20 protein-coding genes are annotated in these 19,347 nt (G+C 61.0%); 3 read left to right on the top strand and 17 right to left on the bottom strand.

Annotated elements, in window-relative coordinates:
- Positions 1-73 precede the first annotated feature (73 nt).
- Entirely contained in the window at positions 74-514 is a 441-nt protein-coding gene (locus tag QO231_RS22675; protein WP_316781882.1) for a c-type cytochrome, read from the top strand.
- Positions 515-589: 75 nt separating this feature from the next.
- On the opposite strand, the gene dxs is transcribed toward QO231_RS22675, so the two are convergent.
- The 14 genes from dxs to QO231_RS22745 form a co-directional block, all read right to left on the bottom strand.
- On the bottom strand, positions 590-2,518 hold the full coding sequence (gene dxs / locus QO231_RS22680) for a 1-deoxy-D-xylulose-5-phosphate synthase (RefSeq protein WP_316781884.1): 1,929 nt from the start codon (positions 2,516-2,518) through the stop codon (positions 590-592).
- Between the two features lie 108 nt (positions 2,519-2,626).
- Positions 2,627-3,718, bottom strand: coding sequence for a photosynthetic reaction center cytochrome PufC (pufC, locus tag QO231_RS22685; RefSeq protein WP_316781885.1), 1,092 nt, complete (start codon positions 3,716-3,718; stop codon positions 2,627-2,629).
- Between the two features lie 3 nt (positions 3,719-3,721).
- Positions 3,722-4,708 (bottom strand): photosynthetic reaction center subunit M, encoded by a 987-nt coding sequence (pufM, locus tag QO231_RS22690; RefSeq protein ID WP_316781888.1) that lies wholly within the window; start codon positions 4,706-4,708, stop codon positions 3,722-3,724.
- A gap of 2 nt (positions 4,709-4,710) precedes the next feature.
- Complete coding sequence (gene pufL / locus QO231_RS22695) at positions 4,711-5,550, bottom strand: photosynthetic reaction center subunit L (RefSeq protein WP_316781889.1); 840 nt, start codon at positions 5,548-5,550, stop codon at positions 4,711-4,713.
- A gap of 125 nt (positions 5,551-5,675) precedes the next feature.
- Positions 5,676-5,843, bottom strand: coding sequence for a light-harvesting antenna LH1, alpha subunit (gene pufA / locus QO231_RS22700; protein WP_316781891.1), 168 nt, complete (start codon positions 5,841-5,843; stop codon positions 5,676-5,678).
- Positions 5,844-5,857: 14 nt separating this feature from the next.
- Positions 5,858-6,007, bottom strand: a complete 150-nt coding sequence (gene pufB / locus QO231_RS22705; protein WP_024808877.1) for a light-harvesting antenna LH1, beta subunit — start codon at positions 6,005-6,007, stop codon at positions 5,858-5,860.
- A gap of 132 nt (positions 6,008-6,139) precedes the next feature.
- Positions 6,140-6,361, bottom strand: coding sequence for a cytochrome PufQ (gene pufQ / locus QO231_RS22710; RefSeq protein WP_316781896.1), 222 nt, complete (start codon positions 6,359-6,361; stop codon positions 6,140-6,142).
- Positions 6,362-6,366: 5 nt separating this feature from the next.
- Positions 6,367-7,839, bottom strand: coding sequence for a chlorophyllide a reductase subunit Z (bchZ, locus tag QO231_RS22715; protein WP_316781898.1), 1,473 nt, complete (start codon positions 7,837-7,839; stop codon positions 6,367-6,369).
- A gap of 82 nt (positions 7,840-7,921) precedes the next feature.
- Positions 7,922-9,481, bottom strand: a complete 1,560-nt coding sequence (gene bchY / locus QO231_RS22720) for a chlorophyllide a reductase subunit Y (protein ID WP_316781900.1) — start codon at positions 9,479-9,481, stop codon at positions 7,922-7,924.
- Positions 9,478-9,645, bottom strand: coding sequence for a hypothetical protein (locus QO231_RS22725; protein WP_316781902.1), 168 nt, complete (start codon positions 9,643-9,645; stop codon positions 9,478-9,480). Before QO231_RS22725 ends, bchY begins: the two co-directional genes overlap by 4 nt.
- Positions 9,632-10,633, bottom strand: a complete 1,002-nt coding sequence (locus tag QO231_RS22730; protein WP_316781904.1) for a chlorophyllide a reductase iron protein subunit X — start codon at positions 10,631-10,633, stop codon at positions 9,632-9,634. The genes QO231_RS22725 and QO231_RS22730 overlap by 14 nt, the downstream gene beginning before the upstream one ends.
- Positions 10,630-11,571, bottom strand: a complete 942-nt coding sequence (gene bchC, locus QO231_RS22735) for a chlorophyll synthesis pathway protein BchC (protein WP_316781906.1) — start codon at positions 11,569-11,571, stop codon at positions 10,630-10,632. Before bchC ends, QO231_RS22730 begins: the two co-directional genes overlap by 4 nt.
- 118 nt (positions 11,572-11,689) lie before the next feature.
- Complete coding sequence (locus QO231_RS22740) at positions 11,690-12,823, bottom strand: methyltransferase (RefSeq protein WP_316781908.1); 1,134 nt, start codon at positions 12,821-12,823, stop codon at positions 11,690-11,692.
- A gap of 3 nt (positions 12,824-12,826) precedes the next feature.
- Positions 12,827-13,696 (bottom strand): polyprenyl synthetase family protein, encoded by an 870-nt coding sequence (locus tag QO231_RS22745; protein ID WP_316781909.1) that lies wholly within the window; start codon positions 13,694-13,696, stop codon positions 12,827-12,829.
- 92 nt (positions 13,697-13,788) lie between these two features.
- On the opposite strand from QO231_RS22745, the gene crtD reads away from it, so the two are divergent.
- Together crtD and crtC are read left to right on the top strand one after the other, a co-directional pair.
- Positions 13,789-15,378 carry a 1-hydroxycarotenoid 3,4-desaturase CrtD gene (gene crtD, locus QO231_RS22750; protein ID WP_316781911.1) on the top strand — a complete coding sequence of 530 codons (1,590 nt, stop codon included), beginning with the start codon at positions 13,789-13,791 and terminating at the stop codon, positions 15,376-15,378.
- Complete coding sequence (gene crtC / locus QO231_RS22755; protein ID WP_316781952.1) at positions 15,333-16,205, top strand: carotenoid 1,2-hydratase; 873 nt, start codon at positions 15,333-15,335, stop codon at positions 16,203-16,205. Before crtD ends, crtC begins: the two co-directional genes overlap by 46 nt.
- 11 nt (positions 16,206-16,216) lie before the next feature.
- Here the strand turns inward: crtC and tspO are convergent, their stop codons facing one another.
- From tspO to QO231_RS22770, 3 genes are read right to left on the bottom strand one after another with little or no spacing between them, the layout of a single operon-like run.
- The gene (gene tspO / locus QO231_RS22760; RefSeq protein WP_316781913.1) at positions 16,217-16,678 is read right to left on the bottom strand and encodes a tryptophan-rich sensory protein TspO; all 462 of its coding nucleotides are present in this window, start codon (positions 16,676-16,678) and stop codon (positions 16,217-16,219) included.
- Positions 16,679-16,704: 26 nt separating this feature from the next.
- On the bottom strand, positions 16,705-17,724 hold the full coding sequence (gene crtB, locus QO231_RS22765) for a 15-cis-phytoene synthase (RefSeq protein ID WP_316781915.1): 1,020 nt from the start codon (positions 17,722-17,724) through the stop codon (positions 16,705-16,707).
- Positions 17,721-19,274, bottom strand: coding sequence for a phytoene desaturase (locus tag QO231_RS22770; RefSeq protein ID WP_316781917.1), 1,554 nt, complete (start codon positions 19,272-19,274; stop codon positions 17,721-17,723). The genes crtB and QO231_RS22770 overlap by 4 nt, the downstream gene beginning before the upstream one ends.
- Positions 19,275-19,347: the final 73 nt, after the last annotated feature.

Consider the following 19,347-nt stretch of genomic DNA (forward strand, 5'->3'; position numbering starts at 1 on the left):
ACCTTTCAAACCCTGTGCCGTTGAATATGTATGCGATGCGCTGAGTCTTTCGAGTAAAAACAGGGAGTAAACAATGAAATCGACCATCCTGACGGCGTTTGCCGTCACAGCTTTTGCGCTGCCAGCCTTTGCAGACGGCCACGCGAGCGGTGATGCCGAAGCGGGCGAAAAAGAGTTCAAGAAATGCAAGGCCTGCCACATGATTCAGCGTGCCGATGGCACGGATATCGTGAAAGGTGGCAAGGTAGGGCCGAACCTCTTCGGCGTTTACACACGTCCTGCGGGATCTGTTGATGGCTTCAAATACTCAATATCCATGACCGCTGCCGGTGAGGCCGGGCTGGAATGGAACGAAGAGGACTTTGTGACCTATGTCGCTGATCCGACGGCCTTCCTGAAAGGCTATCTCGATGACGACAAAGCCAAGGGAAAAATGGCGTTCAAACTGAAGGATGCGGAGCAGGCCAAGAATGTCTGGGCTTATCTGGTATCCGTGGGGCCAGCCCCCGAGTAATCATTTCTGGACGAAACATGATAACGGCCGCTGCGGAGATGGACCGCGCGGCCGTTTTGCATTGCGGCGACGGCGTCAGCGCGCCAACGTCAATGACACAACCTTGCTGGAGACCCCCATTGCAGCGCGTACCGTTGCGGCAATGTCCGCTGCGGCCATGCCTGCGTCGGCATACATCTCTGCCGGGCTGGCCTGGTCGATGAAACGATCCGGCAGGTGGATGTTACGGATCACGAGGCCCTTGTCGAACGCGCCCTGCCGCGCCAGCGCATGCAGCACGATGGAGCCGAACCCTCCCTCGGCCCCCTGCTCGACCGTGATAAGGGCCCGGTGGTTGCGGGCCAGTTGCATGACAAGATCAACATCGAGGGGTTTTGCAAAACGCGCATCCGCCAGTGTCACGCCCAGGCCGTCCTCGGCCAGCAGTTCCGCGGCAACACGACATTCCGACAGATGCGCCCCGAATGACAGGATCGCCACGTCGTCGCCCTCTTGCACGAGCCGCCCCTTGCCGATCTCCAGCACCTCGCCGCGCACGGGCAGATCGACACCGACTCCCGCACCGCGCGGATAGCGAAAGGCGATCGGCCCCTCGTCATACGCGGCCGCCGTGGACACCATATGCACCAGCTCGGCCTCATCCGATGCCGCCATCACGGTAAAGCCCGGCAGGTTGCCCAGGTACCCGATATCGAACGCGCCCGCATGGGTGGCCCCATCGGCCCCGACCAGACCCGCGCGGTCAATGGCAAACCGCACCGGCAGGCGTTGCAGGGCCACGTCATGGACGACCTGATCAAATCCACGTTGCAGGAAGGTCGAATAGATCGTGCAGAATGGCTTCAGCCCGCTGGCCGCCATCCCCGCGCAGAATGTCACGCCGTGCTGTTCGGCAATGCCGACGTCAAAGACCCGCGCCGGAAACCGCTCGGCCATGATGTTCACGCCGGTGCCCGAAGGCATCGCGGCGGTGACGGCCACGATATCCGGATCATGCGCGGCCTCTTCGGTCAGCGCCTTGCCATAGACCGAGGTATAGGACGGCGCGCCGGCACCTTTCTTGGCCATGGCACCGGTTTCGACGTTGAATTTCGAGACGCCGTGATACTTGTCCTCACTGGTCTCGGCCGGAGCATAGCCCTTGCCCTTGACCGTGCAGCAATGGATCAGAACCGGCCCCGTGGCCCGTACCCGGGCGGCGCGCAGCACCGGCAGCAACTGTTCCATGTCGTGCCCGTTGATCGGGCCCACATATTCGAATCCCAATTCCTCGAACAGCGTGCCCGATGCCGACAGCCCCGAGGCAAGTTGCCGGGCGCGTTTCGCGCCCGCGCGGATCGAGGCTGGCAGAGCGGCTTCAAACCCTTCGGCCAGCGATTTCATCTTCGCCAGTGGCTCGTTGGCATATAGTCCTGAAAGGTAGCTCGACATGGCGCCGACCGGCGGGGCAATGCTCATCTCGTTGTCATTCAGGATGACGAACAACCGGCGCCCCTCGGCACCGGCATTGTTCAACGCCTCATAGGCCATGCCCGCGCTGATCGACCCATCGCCGATGACAGCAATGGCATCGCCGGTCGCCTGCCCCATGTCGCGCCCCACGGTGAAACCCAGGGCGGCACTGATCGAGGTCGAACTGTGGGCCGCACCGAAGGGATCGAACCGGGATTCCGACCGCTTGGTGAACCCGCTCAGCCCGCCCTTCTGGCGCAGGGTCCGGATCCGGTCGCGCCGGCCCGTCAGTATCTTGTGAGGATAGCATTGGTGGCCCACATCCCAGATCAGCTTATCCATCGGCGTGTTGAAAACGGCATGGATCGCGACGCTCAGTTCCACCACACCCAGGCCCGAGCCCAGATGGCCACCGGTTTCGGATACCGCGTCGATCACCTCGGCCCGCAGCTCATCCGCCAGACTGCCAAGTTCGCTATCCGACAGCTCTCGCAGATCGGCGGGGCCGGCCACGCGGTCCAGTAAAGGTGTTGTTGATCGTTGATGTGTCATCGCTTGCCCCCTTGGCGGTGGTTGGCTGGCGTCACCCGCGAAATGGGTCGCGACACGAGCGGCGCGATGGGTCGGACAACAGCCCCGGTCAGGGCTGCCGTCCCTTGGTCAATTGCCGTAGTCCGGCGCGTCAGAGGTGGCCAGTTCAGGCCAGTCGCCGATAACGTTCGTGCCTTGCAGTGGCTGCTGATACCCCTTGTGGCAGGTCTTGCAGGCCGCCTTGGGTGCATCGCCATGCACAGGGCCCAGACGCTCGGGCGGCAACAGGCCCGCCAGCGGCACGAGGTAATCGTTGTTGAGCTCTTGCACCATCTGGATGCCAAGGCTCTCGGTGCCCCATTGCGGGGTGACCTGTGAACCGTCGTAAAATGCCCGCGTATTGTGACAGAACGTGCAGTTCACACCGAGCGAGTTCGCCACGTAGTTCATCAGCGCAAAGGTCCGTTCGGCGTGCTGGATCCCCGGGAAATCATCCTTGCCCGGGATGCCTGCGACGCGCGATTCAAGATCATGGACACCGATTGTCTCGCTATCCAGCAGATAGGCCTCCAGCGCGTCCGACGGCAGCGAGGTAAAACTGCTGAGCGGCGTCACGCGGTTCTGCACCGAGGACCAGCCTTGGCTGGCCTTATTGACAGGTGTCGCCTTGAACCAGACATCGCTGGGCACCTCTTGCCCGCGGTGGCACGTGTAACAGGTGACGCCGACTTCCTTGTTGGCGCTGACATGACCATCCCAGTTCTCATTGATATTCCGGGTCATCGATATCATCACGTGACCCACAGCCGTCTGGTAGGAATCCGCGTCATCGAAGAGATCCGGGATACCGGTCCAGTCGCGCATCGCCGCAAGCAGGCGATCGTAGTTCTCGACCGTCAAATTCTCCAGTCCGGGTGGTACGTTTTCACGCGCCGCACCTGCCGTCTCATCGCCGCCTTGGGGCGGCACAGGAGTCGAGGTGGAACTGAGGAAGGCCTCGATCGTCGGGTCGGGCCTGGCCAGGTCGGATTTGAACTCGACCCGTTCCATTCCCGATCCGCGCGGCCCCGATTGCAGGCTGTCAGTGGCGAAGGGTTGCCCCCAGAACATCAGGGCGACCACGGCGATCACCGCCACCCCCACCGCACCGACGATGATTGCAGGCCGTTCGACATCCGTCGGATTCTCGCGATTCCACTTGCTGAACCAGTCAGGTAACATGATCTACTCCTCCCGCCCGATAAAGGCTTCGTATGAGCCGTAGTTTTCATAGCCGTAGGCGCCATCATACATCGGCGCAAAGTTGTGTTCCTGCGCCCAGATGAACCAGTTGTCGACAACCGTTCCCGTCAGCAGAATGCCGATACCACCGGTGATGGGTGTCAGGACCGCGAACCACCACGCCCAGCGGTGGATACCCTCCATCGTGGCGTTGAACCCCATGGTCCAGCGCCAGAAGAGGGCGGCGCGTTCGCTGGCAGTGCCGCGGTCGACGATCTGTTCAAGTTCGCGATCCCCGCCAAAGCGTGTGACCGCCAGAATGGTGGCCCCGTGCATTGCAAAAAGCAGAACCGAGCCATAGAGGAACACGATCGAAAGACAGTGGAACGGGTTGTAGTAGAGGTTGCCGTATCGGATCGAAAACGCGGTTGTCCAATCAAGGTGCGGGAAGATGCCATAAGGCACGGCCTCGGACCACGATCCCATCAGGATCGGGCGGAACAGACCCAGCACCAGAAACAGCCAAATCGCGCTGGCAAACGCCCAGGCAACATGCTTGCCCATCTTGTGTTGCTCAGCCAGCAAATAGGTCCTGAGCCACCAGGTGCAGACACTAACCAGCAACAGGAACGAGGCGATGATGTACCAGCCTCCGTCCTGAAGTGGCGGTATCTTCAGCCCGTATTCGGGGCTGGGTGGCTCCAGCGCCAGCCAGAAGCCCTGCCGCAGGAACTCCGGGATCGACCAGTTGACCTGCGCCAGCATGTTGATGCCGATGATGTTCATACACAAGATGAACGTGGCGGCGCTAACCATCCCGGTCCAGCCCAGATAGATCGGCCCGATCTGGGCGTTGCCGATCCATCCGACAAGCTTGCTGTAGAAGGGTTTGATAAACCGTTCAGCCGCCATGTTGTTTTCGTTGTCCATGCCCAGTTCGGGGGGGCCCTGAACCTGAACCTGGGTGAAAATGTTCTGATATTCGGCCATGATCACATCCCTCCCTGTCCGGGCCAGATCGGCAGCTCAAGCCACCAGTTCCACCATTCGGGCCAGCCTTTGGTCCAGACCGGGCCGCTTATGATGATGCAGACGGCGGAAAAGAACACCGCGTTGATCGCCAGCAGAAAGCCCAGCCGGTGAATGCCCAGCGTGCCGATGGAATAGCCGATGAAATCGCGGAAGAACGTGTCTTCGTGATCCGGCGTCTTCATCTCTTCGCCCTTTTCAGGGTTGGCGGCACTCAGGATCAGGCCGCCATGCAACGCCAGGGCGAAACAGGTGGCAAAGAACAGCGACACAGCCAGCATATGCGCCGGGTTGTAATGAAAATGCAGATAGGCGTAGCCCGTGTTGCTGACCCAATCGAGGTGGCTGAAGATCCCGTAAGGAAAGGCATGGCCCCAGGCCCCCATCAGAAGCGGGCGAAAGATCACCAGCGTCATATAGGCCAGAATGGCAAAGCTGAACGCAAAGGGCACATGATACCCGATCCCCAGCTTGCGGCATATCTCAACCTCGCGCAGCGCCCAGCTGACGAATGAGCCAACGGCGCAGATCGTGATGATCTGCCATAAGCCGCCTTCCATCAGGGGTGCCACGCCGAGGCCATAGCTCAGGTCAGGGGGAGCGATATTGATCAGCCAGGGGTTCCATGTCCCCTGATGCGCCGCGCCCCAGAAAATCAGAATGGTTCCCAAAAGCGCGAAAAACGCTGTCGTGACCCCGAAAAAGCCCACGTAGAAAGGGCCAACCCAAAAGTCGAACAGATCGCCGCCAACAAGCGTCCCTCCGCGGACGCGATACTTTCTTTCAAAACTGAGCAAAGCCATCTTGTCTCTCCGTATCTGGCGACCGGTCTGATTAAGTGCTCAGGCCGTCCATAATTCTTGTTCGGTTCGTTGCGGGCGACGTGGCGCCGCCCGCAACGGTCTTGCTCAGGACTTGCGCCCTTGGATCACTCGGAAGCAACAGCACGTGATGCAGCAGCATTCTCGAACCAGTTGACGCCATTTGACAAAACCACGAGGTGGATCATCACGGCCAAAAGGAACAGGAAAACGCCCTGCGCAACAAACACGCGGCGTGGATCAAAAATGAGCCAGATCTTGTAGAACTTTGACATTTATCAATCCTTCCTCAGAACCAAGGTGCCCAGATATAGGTTGCAAGATGTGCAACCACTGCGACGGCTGTGAACAGCCAAAGGCCGCTCATATAGACCGAATGCAGCTCCTGGGCTTGCTCGTCGGTGAGACCTGTAAAGGACAGGTCGGTGTTATCAGCCATAAACTTTCCTCCGGAACGTTACGCTGACGCCGCGTACCCCGCGGCCGGGTCCGTCGGGGCCTTCGTGGCCCCTCAGGTGTCTGTGCACCCTGGCGGGCGGACAGTTTGTACTCGGATCACTGGCCAACCGGCTCAGACCGAGAATATGATGGGCGTCAGCCTGTCGGCTTCCGACCACGCACGTGCCATTGGTCCGCGCACATTCAGCGAATTTTGGCGCAGAACCTCGCGGGCCCAGCGAAAGTGGGCGGATGGCAGAGAAAACATGAAAATCGCCACAAAATAGACCCAGAACTCCATTCCACGACGGCCCTTTCGGACACTCGGCGGCGGGTTGGATGTCATGTCGGTCATCGGAGTTACTCCTCTAGCGGCGTTTCGGGGCTTTCAGGTGAAAGCGCCCGGACGAATTCGAAAACGACACGCTCCGCACCCTGTCTGAGGGCAGATTCTTCAGCGGCGTCGCGCAGTGACTTTGCGGCGGAAATTCGGGTCAGGATCGGATGGCTCGATACAATCCGGTCCAGTTCCTTTTGGGCATCTTCATCCCAGGGGAAATCGCGCCGCAGCGGTGTCGGTGTGGCCGCAGTGGCGTCCATGTCGGAGGCCAGCGGCAAAATGTGAAACAGCGCATCAAAGAGGCCGTTGCAGACCTCCTGCACCAGATAGGTTGCCCCCGCATAGCCCATCATCGGCGTGCCCGTGGCCCGCCGGATGGCGGCACCGGGAAAGCTTGCCGGGATGAAGGCCGGTTTTGGACCATGCCCGCCTTGCAGCTCGGCAAGATACATCTTTTCGTTGATTGACCCCATCAGGATCAGCGGGCGATGCTGTCCAATCAACGCACGGACTTCTTCGTTGTTGGTCTTGGCTCCGGCACACCGCGCCACGGCAAAGGCGCAAGGCAATCCCATGTCGTTTTCAAGGAAATTGCGAATACCGCGCGCATAGGTCTCATTCGCGACGATGCCGAAACTGGCGGTGGCAAAGAAATCCTGTGTCACGCTGCGCCAGAGATCCCAGACCGGCTTGATGGTCGAGTGCTTCTCCCGGGTAATGAACGGTTCGGGATCCAGCCCCAGCATCTCACCCAGCTTGCGCAGGAAGAGCGTGGTGCTGTCCACGCCGATCGGTGCCTGCAGATACGGCTTTTCAAGAACCTCGCTCAGGCCCCGGCCGAACTCGCGATACATGCAGATGTTCACATCCGCATTCACCAGATCACGCATTTCAGCCAGATGCGCACCCAATGGCAGCACCATGTTGACCTCGGCCCCGATGCCTTCGACCAGCCGCCGGATTTCGTGCAGGTCGCTGGGCATGTTGAACGTGCCATACATCGGACCCAGGATATTCACCCGCGGCGCGGCGCCCTCTTCGCGCTTCATCTCGCGCGGCATCCGGCCCTTGGTCATTCCAAACTCGGTAAAGAGCCATGTCATCGCCCGGTCGGCGGCTTCCCACTGATCCTCGTCGATGGTGCGTGGCAGAAAACGTTGAATATTGGTGCCCTGCGGCGTCACGCCCCCGCCGATCATCTCGGCGATGGATCCGGTGACGACCACGGCGGGCAGCGCCGGATCAAGGGTGCGCCAGGCCCGTTTCATCGCGCCTTCGGTGCCTTCACGACCCAACTCTTCTTCGCCCAGGCCTGTCACGACGATCGGCAATTCATGCGGTGGCAAGGCATCTGTGTAATGTAGGACTGAGGTCACCGGCAGGTTTTCGCAGCCCACCGGACCATCGATCACAACCTGCAATCCCTTGACCGCGCAGAATGCGTAGACCGCGCCCCAGTATCCGCCAGCCCTGTCGTGATCCTGTATCAGCATGGCGCGCCGACCTTTGCACCGACGAAGTGCCAACGTGATACCGGTGCGATACCGATGTGAAATCTTGGGCCAGACCAGCGCATCAGATCATCTCCTGCGCTTTGGCGGCCCGGGCTTTTTTCTCGATCTTTTTCTGGTTCAGCGCGCGGAACTCGGGGCGTAGATTGGGGCTGCCTTCCCAAACGCCTGCTGTGTCGCCGGTCCCGACGCCTTCAAAGAACTCGCGCATATGATCCATGCGCGCCTTATTGGCGATGGCCGCATTCACGACTTCCGCCAGGCTTCCGGCACCCGCAGGTCCCATCAGAGGTCGTGCGCTGATCAGATTGGTAAAGTAAAGCGCCGGAATACCCGACTCTTTTGCCTTTTGCACGACGGGCGTCGTACCAATCGCCAGATCGGGCTTGACCCCGTCCATCGCGGCGCAATCATCTTCCAGCGAAGCGCGGAATTTCACCTTTACGCCCTTGGCGCGCAGCCACTCGGCATCCGCTTCCGACCACGGCGTTTTGGGGCAGGCCGTGCCCACATACGGCACATCCGCCCCGCTTTCTATCAACAGGCGCGCCACCAGCAGTTCACTGCCTTCATAGCCGCTTAGCGTAATGGTTCCCTTGATCGAAGCCGCGCCAAGTGCGGCCTTGATCGCGGGCAAGAACGCATTCTGCGACGCCGCAACCTTGTCAGCGGCCAAGCCAAAGGCATCACCGATTCCGGCCAGCCAGGCGGCTGTCCCGTCATGTCCAACGGGTGCGCTACCGACGACGGGCCGACCTGCGGTTTCAAATTCCCGGATTGCGGCGGTGTAAAAAGGATGGATCGCTGCCACGGCACCGCAATCCAGCGCGGCATAGAGCTCCCGCCACTCGCGACACGGCACGACCGGTCCCGCTGCCAGGCCCATGGGTGCGAGCATCGCGCCGATCATCATTGGATCGGCCGGAAACATTTCACCCAGAAGCGACACGGTGGGGCGATCAGACTTGCCCCCTTCGGGCGCTGCGACCGGCCCCGCCTCGATCTCTTTGCGGGCATAGTTCAACATCGCCCCCGCCAAGACGTCCTTGGCTTCGGCGTGGGTCGGGATACCGAAACCCGGAACATCAATACCGACGATACGCACACCGTTGATTTCATCTGGCAAGAGCCGCAAAGGCACACCACTGGCAGTGGGCACGCAGAGGTTGGTCACAACCACCGCATCGAACCGGTCAGGATCGGCCAATTCGTGCACCGCGTCGCGGATATCCTCGAACAGCTTGCCGGTCACCAGCGACTCGGAGTTGAACGGCACATAGCCGACCGAGCGTCTTGCGCCGTAAAAGTGGCTTACGAAGGTCAGGCCATAGACGCAACAGGCCGACCCACTCAGCACCGTCGCCACCCGCTTCATCCGCAGACCCACCCTCAGGCTCCCGAACGCCGGGCACATGCTTTGTGGTTTGTCGTGCGGACCTTGCGGATAATCCCGAGCATATTGGTCTAGGAGATCGGACTGGCCTGCCATTCTCGCGGCCTTCTCCATCTCTGACCCGGAGTGACAGCCCTGCCCTTGGTCCAAAACCGCGCCGGGCGCTTCGTCCGAGGGGCCGCGAATGACCTTGGCCTCGGCAGCGCCATCATATTTGACCTCTTCGGTCATGCGTGCCCCATCGGATTTTGTTCGTACCAAGGCGCGCTTGCGCGAATGTCAGAAAGCAGGCGTTCAAGTTGCTGAGGGCTTGCCTTTTCGATCAGATCATTGACTTCTGGCACCTCATGGACGCCGGATGCCTCATTCGCATTGCGAGGATCACGCTTCGTCATAGATCACCTCCAGGCTGGCTTTGGGCGCTGCATTCTTGCCGCGCATGTCCTGATCCGTTGCGGGCTCCAGCACCTGGCCGGCACCGGTTTCCGAACCGTCGAAGAGGTCAAGCAACTGATCTTGATTCAATGGCGCAGGCCGTACCGGCGGGGCCACCGCGACGTTGTCACCCAGATCGGCGAACAGCTGTCCCCATTGGCTTTCGGCGGTGCCGACGATATGATAATTCGCTGATTTCTTGCGTAGATCGTCATCCTGCGGGATCGACGCCAGAACCGGAATGTCCACCGCCTTGGCAAAGGCCTGCGCCTCGCCGGATCCGTCATCCTTGTTGATGACCAGACCCGCGACGCCGACATTGCCACCCAGCTTGCGGAAGTATTCGACCGCCGAACAAACATTGTTGGCGACATAGAGTGACTGCAGGTCGTTCGACGCCACCAGGATCACTTTCTGTGCCATGTCCCGCGCAATCGGCAGTCCGAACCCGCCGCAAACCACGTCGCCCAGGAAATCCAGAAGGACGTAATCGAAATCCCAGTCGTGAAAGCCCAGCTTTTCCAGCAGCTCGAAGCCGTGGATGATCCCGCGACCGCCACAGCCACGCCCGACTTCCGGGCCGCCGAGCTCCATCGCAAAGACACCGCCCCGCTTGAAGCAGACGTCGCCGATTTTCACCTGCTCACCGGCAAGGTTCTTCTTGGTCGACGTCTCGATGATCGTTGGGCAGGCCTTGCCGCCGAACAGCAGACTTGTGGTGTCGGACTTAGGATCGCAGCCGATCAACAGAACCCGTTTGCCCTGTTCGGCCATCATGTGGCTCAGGTTGGCAAGGGTGAAGGATTTGCCAATGCCGCCCTTGCCGTAGATCGCAATGATCTGGGTTTTCTTGGTGGGTTCTTCGGTGATAAGATCGGCAAGGTCTTCACTGGCCTCGTCGCGCAGGCGCTGATCGAAGTCCTTCAGATTTGGTACATCGTCTTTCACGCTGCGTCCTTCCAATTGAGAATCATTTTCAGACAGGCCGGGTCCTCGAATGCCGTGCGATACGCACCCGGAACATCATCGCCGGATGCCTGATGCGTGATCAGACCGCCGAGCGACAGCGCACCGGAATCGACCAGGTCGCGCACGGCAATCAAATCTTCGCGGGCCCATTCGGCGGCGACGCGAAAACGCGCCTCCTTCATGAAGGCGGGCGGAAAGGCAAAACTCAGAGGCTCGGCGTAAAAGCCTGCCAGAACGATTTCACCGCCCCTGCGAATGCGGCCGATCAGATCGTTCAGGATCGCACCGTTGCCAGAGGCATCGTAAATCGCGGTGTAGTCACGACGCGGATCATCCTCCGATGTGGTCACATGATAGCCGTCGGCGCCCTTGCGTCGATCCGGGTCAATCTCCCAAACCGTCGGAGCAGGCGCGCCGGCGGCAGCGGTCAGTCGTGCCAGAAGCCGCCCCAGAACGCCGTGCCCTATGATCAGATCAGGTACGGCCTTGTCCAACCCGGCAATGGCGTGTCGCGCAGTTGCCGCCAGCGCCAAAAGCGCCCCCTGAGCACCGATGGCCGGGTCAATGCGCGTCACACGCTCTGCTGACGTCACCAGCCGGGATGCGGCCCCGCCGAAGAGGCCAAATGCCCCGTCAAAGCAATCTGCACCCGGGATGAAAACATGATCACCGGCCTTGAAGCCGGTGCCGGAAGCAGCTTCAACCACTTCACCCGCCGCCTCGTACCCGGGAACCAGAGGGTACCCCATGCCCGGAAAAGGAGGCATCTGCCCGGACCAGAACAGTTTTTCCGTTCCCGTCGAAATACCGGAATGGGCGATATCAACGACAAGATCACCAGCGCCCGGCGTCTTGAGCGGCAGTGTATCCAGTTGAAGATCCTTTGGACCGTTCAGAAAGACGGCACGCGTCTCCATTTTGGTCTCCCTATCCTGCTACCGAGCGAAAGACTCGGTAGATGCGGCATTGCCATACTTGTAAGTTTAGGGAGACAGCAATATGTGTCAAGTTTTCTTTACACCAAGTCCGAGAAGATTATGGCGCCTTTGAGCAGGTCACTGCGCTGGATACATAGGGGCGCGGTGCACGTGGCAGTTTTATGTCAGCGAAACCAGCAGCTTCGCACATGTCGGCAATCTGCCGAGCCGACCGAACGCGGCCCGTCCCCATGGCCATCGTGTAAAAGCTGAAATAGATATCCCCGGCCGGTTCGGGCCGGGAACCGCCGGACATCGGCTCGGACACGATCAATCGTCCCCCCACTGGCAGTGCGGCAAAGGCTTTGGACAGGAGGTCGGAAACGGTCTTGTCGTCGTGGTCATACAGCACGCGGATCAGCGAGATGGCATCCGCACCGTCTGGCAAAGGCTGCTCGCGGAAGCTGCCGGGTCGGAGGGATACCCGGCTTTCCAGCCCGGATTGTCCGAAATTCGCGCGGGCCGCCGGGATGACTTCGGGCAGGTCAAACAGCATCGCGTTCATTTTGGGATACTTCCGAAGGACGGCTTTCAGGAATGCGCCCGAGCCACCCCCGATATCCAAGAGCGTATTGATGCCGCCAAAGTTCACCATCCGAAGCGTATCCTGGGCCACAAGTGACTGCGACTCGGCCATTAGGCTGGAATACCTTTCAGCGACATCATGCGGAATTTCATCTGATTTTCCAAGAACATAGGGCCAGAAACGGGCCAAATGCGTTTCGCTCACCCCTCGCAAGAGCGAGACGGGATCGCCCATATCCGCATAAAACGCGCGGTTGTGACTGATCATTTGCGGCAAACCGGGTACGCCCAGGATCGCCGCGCCGCGTCTGGCCAGAATGTATCGCCCGTCGCGGCGACTCTTCAGCAATCGCATGGCAACCCCGGCCTTCAGCAACCCCTCCATCCGATCATGCGGCACGCCTGACGACAGGCTCAGTTGTTCCGCCGAGGCGGGTTGGTCCAGAAGGCGCTGCAGGATGTCCATTTCCACCAGGGCAAGCAACACCTGGGACTTCACGAAACCCTGTAGAATGTCGAAAATTTCGGCTCCGTCACGCTCTGAGACCGCCCGGCCGATGGGCAGGCGGCTGGCCCATTTCTGAAAGCCCGGGCGCGCCACAAGGCGGGCAAACCAGACGGATGGCGAAAGCTGCACGCGGGAGGTTTGATCGCCTGCCGCCAGCATCGTTCACGCCCTGTTTCTGGCGGGAACTTTCGGCATGATCGATTGCGCCTTGAGACGGACAATCTCGGCCAACGCGGCTTCACCCGGACAGGACGGAATAGATGCGATCGCCCCGGCCAGAATGTCAGACAGCCGCTCGAACGCACCCTTCACGCCCAACTGCGCCACGGCATTCGGTCGCCCATGCAGATCATCCTGACCCGCGGGTTTCCCGAGGACCGAGGTATCCATCAGGGCATCGCGCAAATCATCCGCCACCTGAAAGGCCTCGCCGATCAGTGCCCCCAGATCATACCAGGGTTCGGGATCATGGCCCGCGGAGATTGCCCCCAATTCGGTTGCCGCCACAAAAAGGGCCGCCGTCTTGGATCGGTGATAGGCCCCCAGATCGATATGCGGCTCACTTTCCCAGCCCTGCCCGGCGCAAATGCCATTCGGCATACCGGTGCGGCGCGTCAACGACAGGATCATCCGCGCGGCACGCGTCTCGTCGATCTCGGCCGTTCGTGCCAGCGTCTCGAACGCCAGAATGATCAGGCTGTCACCCGTCAGAACGGCAAGCGGCTCGGAAAAGGCGCGGTGGACCGACGCCTTGCCACGCCGGATATCCGCATCATCGAAACAGGGAAGGTCATCATGCACCAGACTGGCACAATGCATCAGTTCAAGCGCGGCGGCGGCGGCGTTGGCCAGGTCGGGCTTGTCATCACCGCATGCGGCGGCCACGGAAAAAAGGATTGTCGGGCGAATACGCGCTCCGCCAGGCAGCGTTGCATATTCGATTGCCGCGGCCAGGCGCGACGGGGCCTGACCGCCCTGCGCCAATGACAGCGCATTGGCTATGGCGGTTTCGATCCGTTCTGTTAGCGGCATCGCCACCTCCCAATCGACATGTGTCATACATTATTGACAGTAATAGTGTAAATCATACTGGACACTTTGATGTGCCGAGTCAACAATTAGGCATGGCAACCGCGGCGCACTCGTCCAATTCAGGCAATCCTGTCCTTATCGTCGGCGCGGGGATTGCCGGACTTGCGGCCGCGGCGCGGCTGGCTCATGCCGGAATGAACGTGAGAGTGTTCGAAACGCACGCAACCCTTGGCGGCAAAATGCGCTGTTTGCCCTCTGCGGCGGGGCCGGTGGATGCCGGTCCGACGGTGCTGACCCTGCGATCGGTGTTCGATGCGCTTTTTTCGGATCTCGGCGAACGGCTGGATGACCACGTTACGCTGATACGCCAGAGGGTATTGGCCCGACATTTCTGGAAAGACGGCAGTCACCTTGATCTGTTCGACAGCGAAGATGAAAACATCGCTGCCATCCAGGCCTTTTCGGGCACCAGGTCCGCACGCCAGTTCCAGAGTTTCGGCAAGACAGCCCGGCACCTGTTCCAGGCATTCGATGCCCCCATGATGCGGGCACCCGCGCCGTCCGTCCTCAAACTGGCAGGCCGGGTTGCGGCCCGACCGTGGATATTGCCAAGACTGGCGCCCTTCTCGACGCTTGACGGCCTGCTCAGGCGTCAATTCGATGATCCCCGCCTCGTCCAGCTCTTTGGGCGGTATGCCACCTATGTGGGCGGATCCCCCTACCTTTCGCCCGCCCTTCTGTCACTGATCTGGCAGGCCGAAGCGGGGGGGATCTGGATCGTGCGGGGTGGCATGCATGAATTGGCCCGGTCGATTGCGCGACTGGCCACCAGTCGCGGCGCCGAATTCCACTTCAACTCCAAAGTTGACCGGATCAACGCGGAAAAAGGCGTGGTTACGGGCATTACGCTTGCCGGCGGTCAAATCGTTACCGGAAAGACGGTGCTGTTCAATGGCGATCCCCGCGCCCTGGCCACTGGCGAGTTGGGTGCCGGTTGCGAGATCGTCGCGCCGCAGACCCGGCAGGCCGCTCGCAGCCTCTCCGCCGAGGTCTGGGCCTTCGCCGCCCGTGCAACCGGCCCCGCGCTGAGCCACCACAACGTCTTTTTTCGGGATGACCCCAGGCCGGAGTTCGACATGCTGGCCCGCGGAGAGCTGATTGACGACCCCACGATCTATGTCTGCGCTATGGATCGCGGCCAGCCCGAGCCTGCGCCCGCTCTCGAACGGTTCGAGACGATTGCCAATGCGCCCGCCTTGTCCGCAGAGTCGAAAGAAGAGGACTTCACAAGATGTCAGACACGCACCTTTCAAACACTGGGGCGATTCGGCCTTCGGTTCGATCCGACGCCCGGATCGGAAAGCCTGACAACGCCGAAGGATTTCCACAGGCTGTTCCCGGCCTCGACCGGGTCTCTCTACGGGCAAAGCCCGCACGGGCTGACGGCTGCGCTGAAGCGCCCGCAGGCCCGGACGGCGATAAGGGGGCTGTTTCTGACAGGGGGCGGCACCCATCCGGGGGCCGGCCTGCCGATGGCAACGCTTTCCGCACGGCATGCGGCAGAGGCGATACTGAAAGGCCGAACTTCGACATCGACGTGCCGCCCAACGGCTACGCGTGGTGGTATGTCGACGGCATCCGCGACGGTGGCGGGCGGGCCATCAGCATCATCGGATTCATAGGGTCGGTCTTTTCACCCTGGTATGCATGGTCCGGCAGACGCGACCCCCAGAACCACGTTTGCATCAATGTCGCCACCTATGGGCCCGGAGGGCGCTTCACGATGACGGATCGCGGGCGCCCGGCCCTCAGGCAATGCGCCGACAAATTTACCGTCGGCCCATCGTCGATGCATTGGCAGGCTGGCCGGCTGGTCATCGACGTCGACGAGATCAGCGCGCCTCCGCTGGTGTCGCGCGTGCGCGGCACGATCACCCTGACGCCGTCCGCCCTGACATCCGTCGAAGCGGCCCTGACGCCCGACGCAAGCCATATCTGGCGGCCCTTTGCCCCGACTTGCGACATCCGCGTCGATCTCGAGGCCCCCGGCTGGCAATGGGACGGCCACGGCTATTTCGATGCGAATTTCGGAACCCGCGCCCTTGAAGAGGATTTTTCCCAATGGTCATGGGGCCGCTTCCCGCTGCGCGATGGCAGCGCCTGCTTTTATGACGCAACCCTGCTCGATGGCAGCCAGCTTTCGATCAGCGCCCATTTCGACAAGACCGGAGCAGCATCCGAGACGGCCCCGCCACCCAAGGCGCGCCTGCCGCGCAGCCTGTGGGCCGTCGCGCGTGAGACGCGGGCCGATAACGGAGTCCAGCCGCAGCAGGTTCAGAATATGCTCGATACGCCGTTCTACAGCCGCTCGACCGTTCAGACCTGCATCAATGGCGAGGCCAGTATCGGTGTGCACGAAGCGCTTGACCTTCGGCGGTTTCGTTCGCGGTTTCTCAAACCGATGCTGGCCTGTCGGGTTCCGCGCCGGGCGGGCTGGAGTTTCAGCTAGGGCCCAGTGGACTACGAGGTGTATTCGGGGTTCAAGCGAACAACAGCAAGATTGAGCGCTCCGGCGATCGTCACCCAGATCAGGTAGGGGAAGAACAGAAGCCCCGCCCGCCAGTCAACCTGCCACAGCGCGATCATTGCAGCCGCCACGGAAATCCACAGACACACCAGCACAAACAATCCCGCCTTCAGCTTGCGAAGGCCGAAAAAGACCGGTGTCCACAGCATGTTGGTCACGATTTGCAACGACCACAGCGCCAGCGCGAGTGAGTTGTCAGGGCTGATTGCCGCCAGTGCGCCCGCTGCCGCCATAAAAATATACAACGTGGTCCAGACCAGCGGGAAAACGACGTTGGGCGGCGTCCATGATGGCTTGTTCAGTTCATCATACCACTGTCCCGGAGGGAACATGCCGCCGGTGGCTCCTGCCACAAAACAGGAGGTCAGAAAAATGGCGAAATATACCCATTCCATGTGGACGTCCTAGCACTCCACCCGGGTCACATCAACGCCGTCCGTTGCGCCCCGTCACGCGCCTTCAGGCCTGCCAACGTTCCGTAGAGCGCATCGCTCCAGCCGCGATCCGGCGCGGCCTTGTCGGCGGCGGCGTCGACCAGAAATTCCGTTTCCACCAGAGGTCGTGCGTGAATTACCGGCGAGCGGGGCATCACCATCGTACCGAGCGCCCGAACGACAGAAAGCGACACCCAACCCAGTTTCTGGTGACCCACCGTCCGCGCCCGGTAGTTGATCGCATCGCAGTTGAGCCGTCGGAGCTCGCCACCGATCCCGGCATAGATGTAGCGCGCGGCAAAAATCCCCGGTCTACAGGAGGCGGGCAACGCGCCAATGCCGGCATCAGCCCTCACATACAGTGCTCCGGCTTCTCGCAGCAGGCGATCTATCAGGCTTTGCAGATTGTCGGACATCACCGGCGCGGCCAGAAAGGCTTCGGCATCAAGTCCGGCGTCCGCCATCCAATCGGTCGGAATATACAACCGCCCTTCGCGCGCATCTTCGCCCACGTCACGAGCGATGTTCGTCAATTGCATCGCCACGCCCAGATCACAGGCCCGCGCCAACGCATCGCGGTCACGGACCCGCATCAGGACGCACATCATCGCCCCCACGGCGGACGCAACACGCGCGGAATAGGCACGCAGGTCCGACAGGGTGGCATAGCGTTTTTCCATCGCGTCCCACGCCAATCCCTCCAACAGGGCTTCCGGCAGCGCGCTCGGCATCTGGAAATCCTCGATGATCGAGGCAAATGCCCGATCTACGGGTGCGTTCCGTGGCCGCCCGGCATAGGCGAGGTCAAGCCGCTCGTGCAGCCGTAGCACCGCATCCGCCTTGGCCGGTTGCAGATCAACCGCGTCATCCGCCAGCCGGCAAAAGGCATAAAGCGCCAGAGCCGGATCACGCAATTTGCGCGGCAACAGTTTCGAGGCCGCGTGAAAAGAACGGGAACCGTGCCGGATCGCCTCGACACAATGCGCCATATCCTGGGGTTCAATCATAGCTGTTTCACCATTTCTGCATTGGGGACCAGCTGGTCCAGCACCTCTGCGCTTGTGACCACGCTGGGCAGGCCCGCGCCGGGATGCGTGCCCGCGCCGACGATGTATAGCCCCCTGGCCTCTTCGCTTACGTTGTGGGGCCGAAACCAAGCGCTCTGCAGGATGCGCGGCTCCAGCGAAAACCCGGCACCGTGCGGGCTCAGGTAGCGGTCGCGGAACGTGTTCGGGGTAAAGACCAGCGATTCCGTAAGATGTGCGTCCAGTCCCGGCAGCAATTGATCTTCCAGAACGGCCTGCACCTTTTGCCGGTAGGTCTCGGCCATCTTGCCCCAATCGACCGGGTTGTCATGGCGCAGATGCGGAACCGGACTGAGCGCATAGAAGGTATCGTCGCCGGCGGGTGCGGCGCTTGGATCGGTGACCGTGGGGCGGTGCACGTAAAGGCTCATGTCGTCGGAAAGTTTCCCGTGCTCGAATATGTCGCGCAGCAGGCCCTTGTAACGCGGGCCGTTCAGGATCGTGTGGTGACCGACATCCGCCCATTTGTCGCGCGTGCCGCGGGTTCCGAAATACCAGACGAAAAGGCTCATCGACCATTTAGCGCGGCTCAGACGTTTCCTGGTCCAACGCCGCCGTTTCACATTGCGCAGCAAATGATCATAGGTATGTCCGGCATCCGCGTTCGACACCACGATATCCGAGGTCAGCACCTCACCGCCGGTCAATCGAACACCCGTGGCGCGGCCGTCCCGTAGAAGGATCTCGTCGACTTCCGCGTTCTGGCGCACCAGCCCGCCCTGATCGGCGACGACCCCTTGCATCGCGCGGGCAATGGCATCGACACCACCAATGGCATAATGCACCCCGAACGCCTTTTCCAGATGACTGACAAGGATGTAGATCGACGTCACCTTGGTGGGGTTGCCGCCGATGAAGAGGGGATGCAAAGACAAGGCCATGCGCAGCTTTTCATTCCGCACACAGGCAGCCGCATGGCCATAGACCGAGCGGTCGGCGCGCAGCATGGCAAATCCCGGCAGCACCTTGACCAGATCCCACAACCTGTTCATGGGCCGCCGACCCAGGCCCTCGAACCCGAAATGATAGCGCTTCTCGCTGTCTCGAAGAAACCGCTCGTATCCGGCGACATCATTCGGCGACAGTCGCGCGACTTCCGCGAGGGTCGCGGCGTCGTCGGCATGAACCTTGAAGCGGCTGCCATCGGGCCATCGGATTTCGTAATACGTATCAAGGGGTACAAGCGTGACATCCGCGTCGAAGTCCCGGCCACAGGCGCGCCAAAGGTCGCGGAAAACATGCGGGACGGTGACAATCGTCGGCCCGAGGTCAAAGCGATACCCGTTTTGCCAGACACAGGACCCGCGCCCGCCGGGACTGTTCAGACGATCCAGAACGGTGACCCGATACCCTTTCGCACCCAGACGCATGGCGGATGCAAGGCCGCCCATCCCGGCACCGATCACGATTGCATGCGGTCTTCCGGCCGGGACAAGGCGTTCACCCTGGAAAGATTCGGGGCGTGTCAACATTCTCAAAGCCTACATGTGTCTAGTTTAGTTGACAATCACTCTCTGCAACGCTTTCCTGTCTTTGAAAAGCGTG

Source organism: Sedimentitalea todarodis (assembly GCF_032595355.1).
Classification (GTDB): domain Bacteria; phylum Pseudomonadota; class Alphaproteobacteria; order Rhodobacterales; family Rhodobacteraceae; genus Sedimentitalea; species Sedimentitalea todarodis.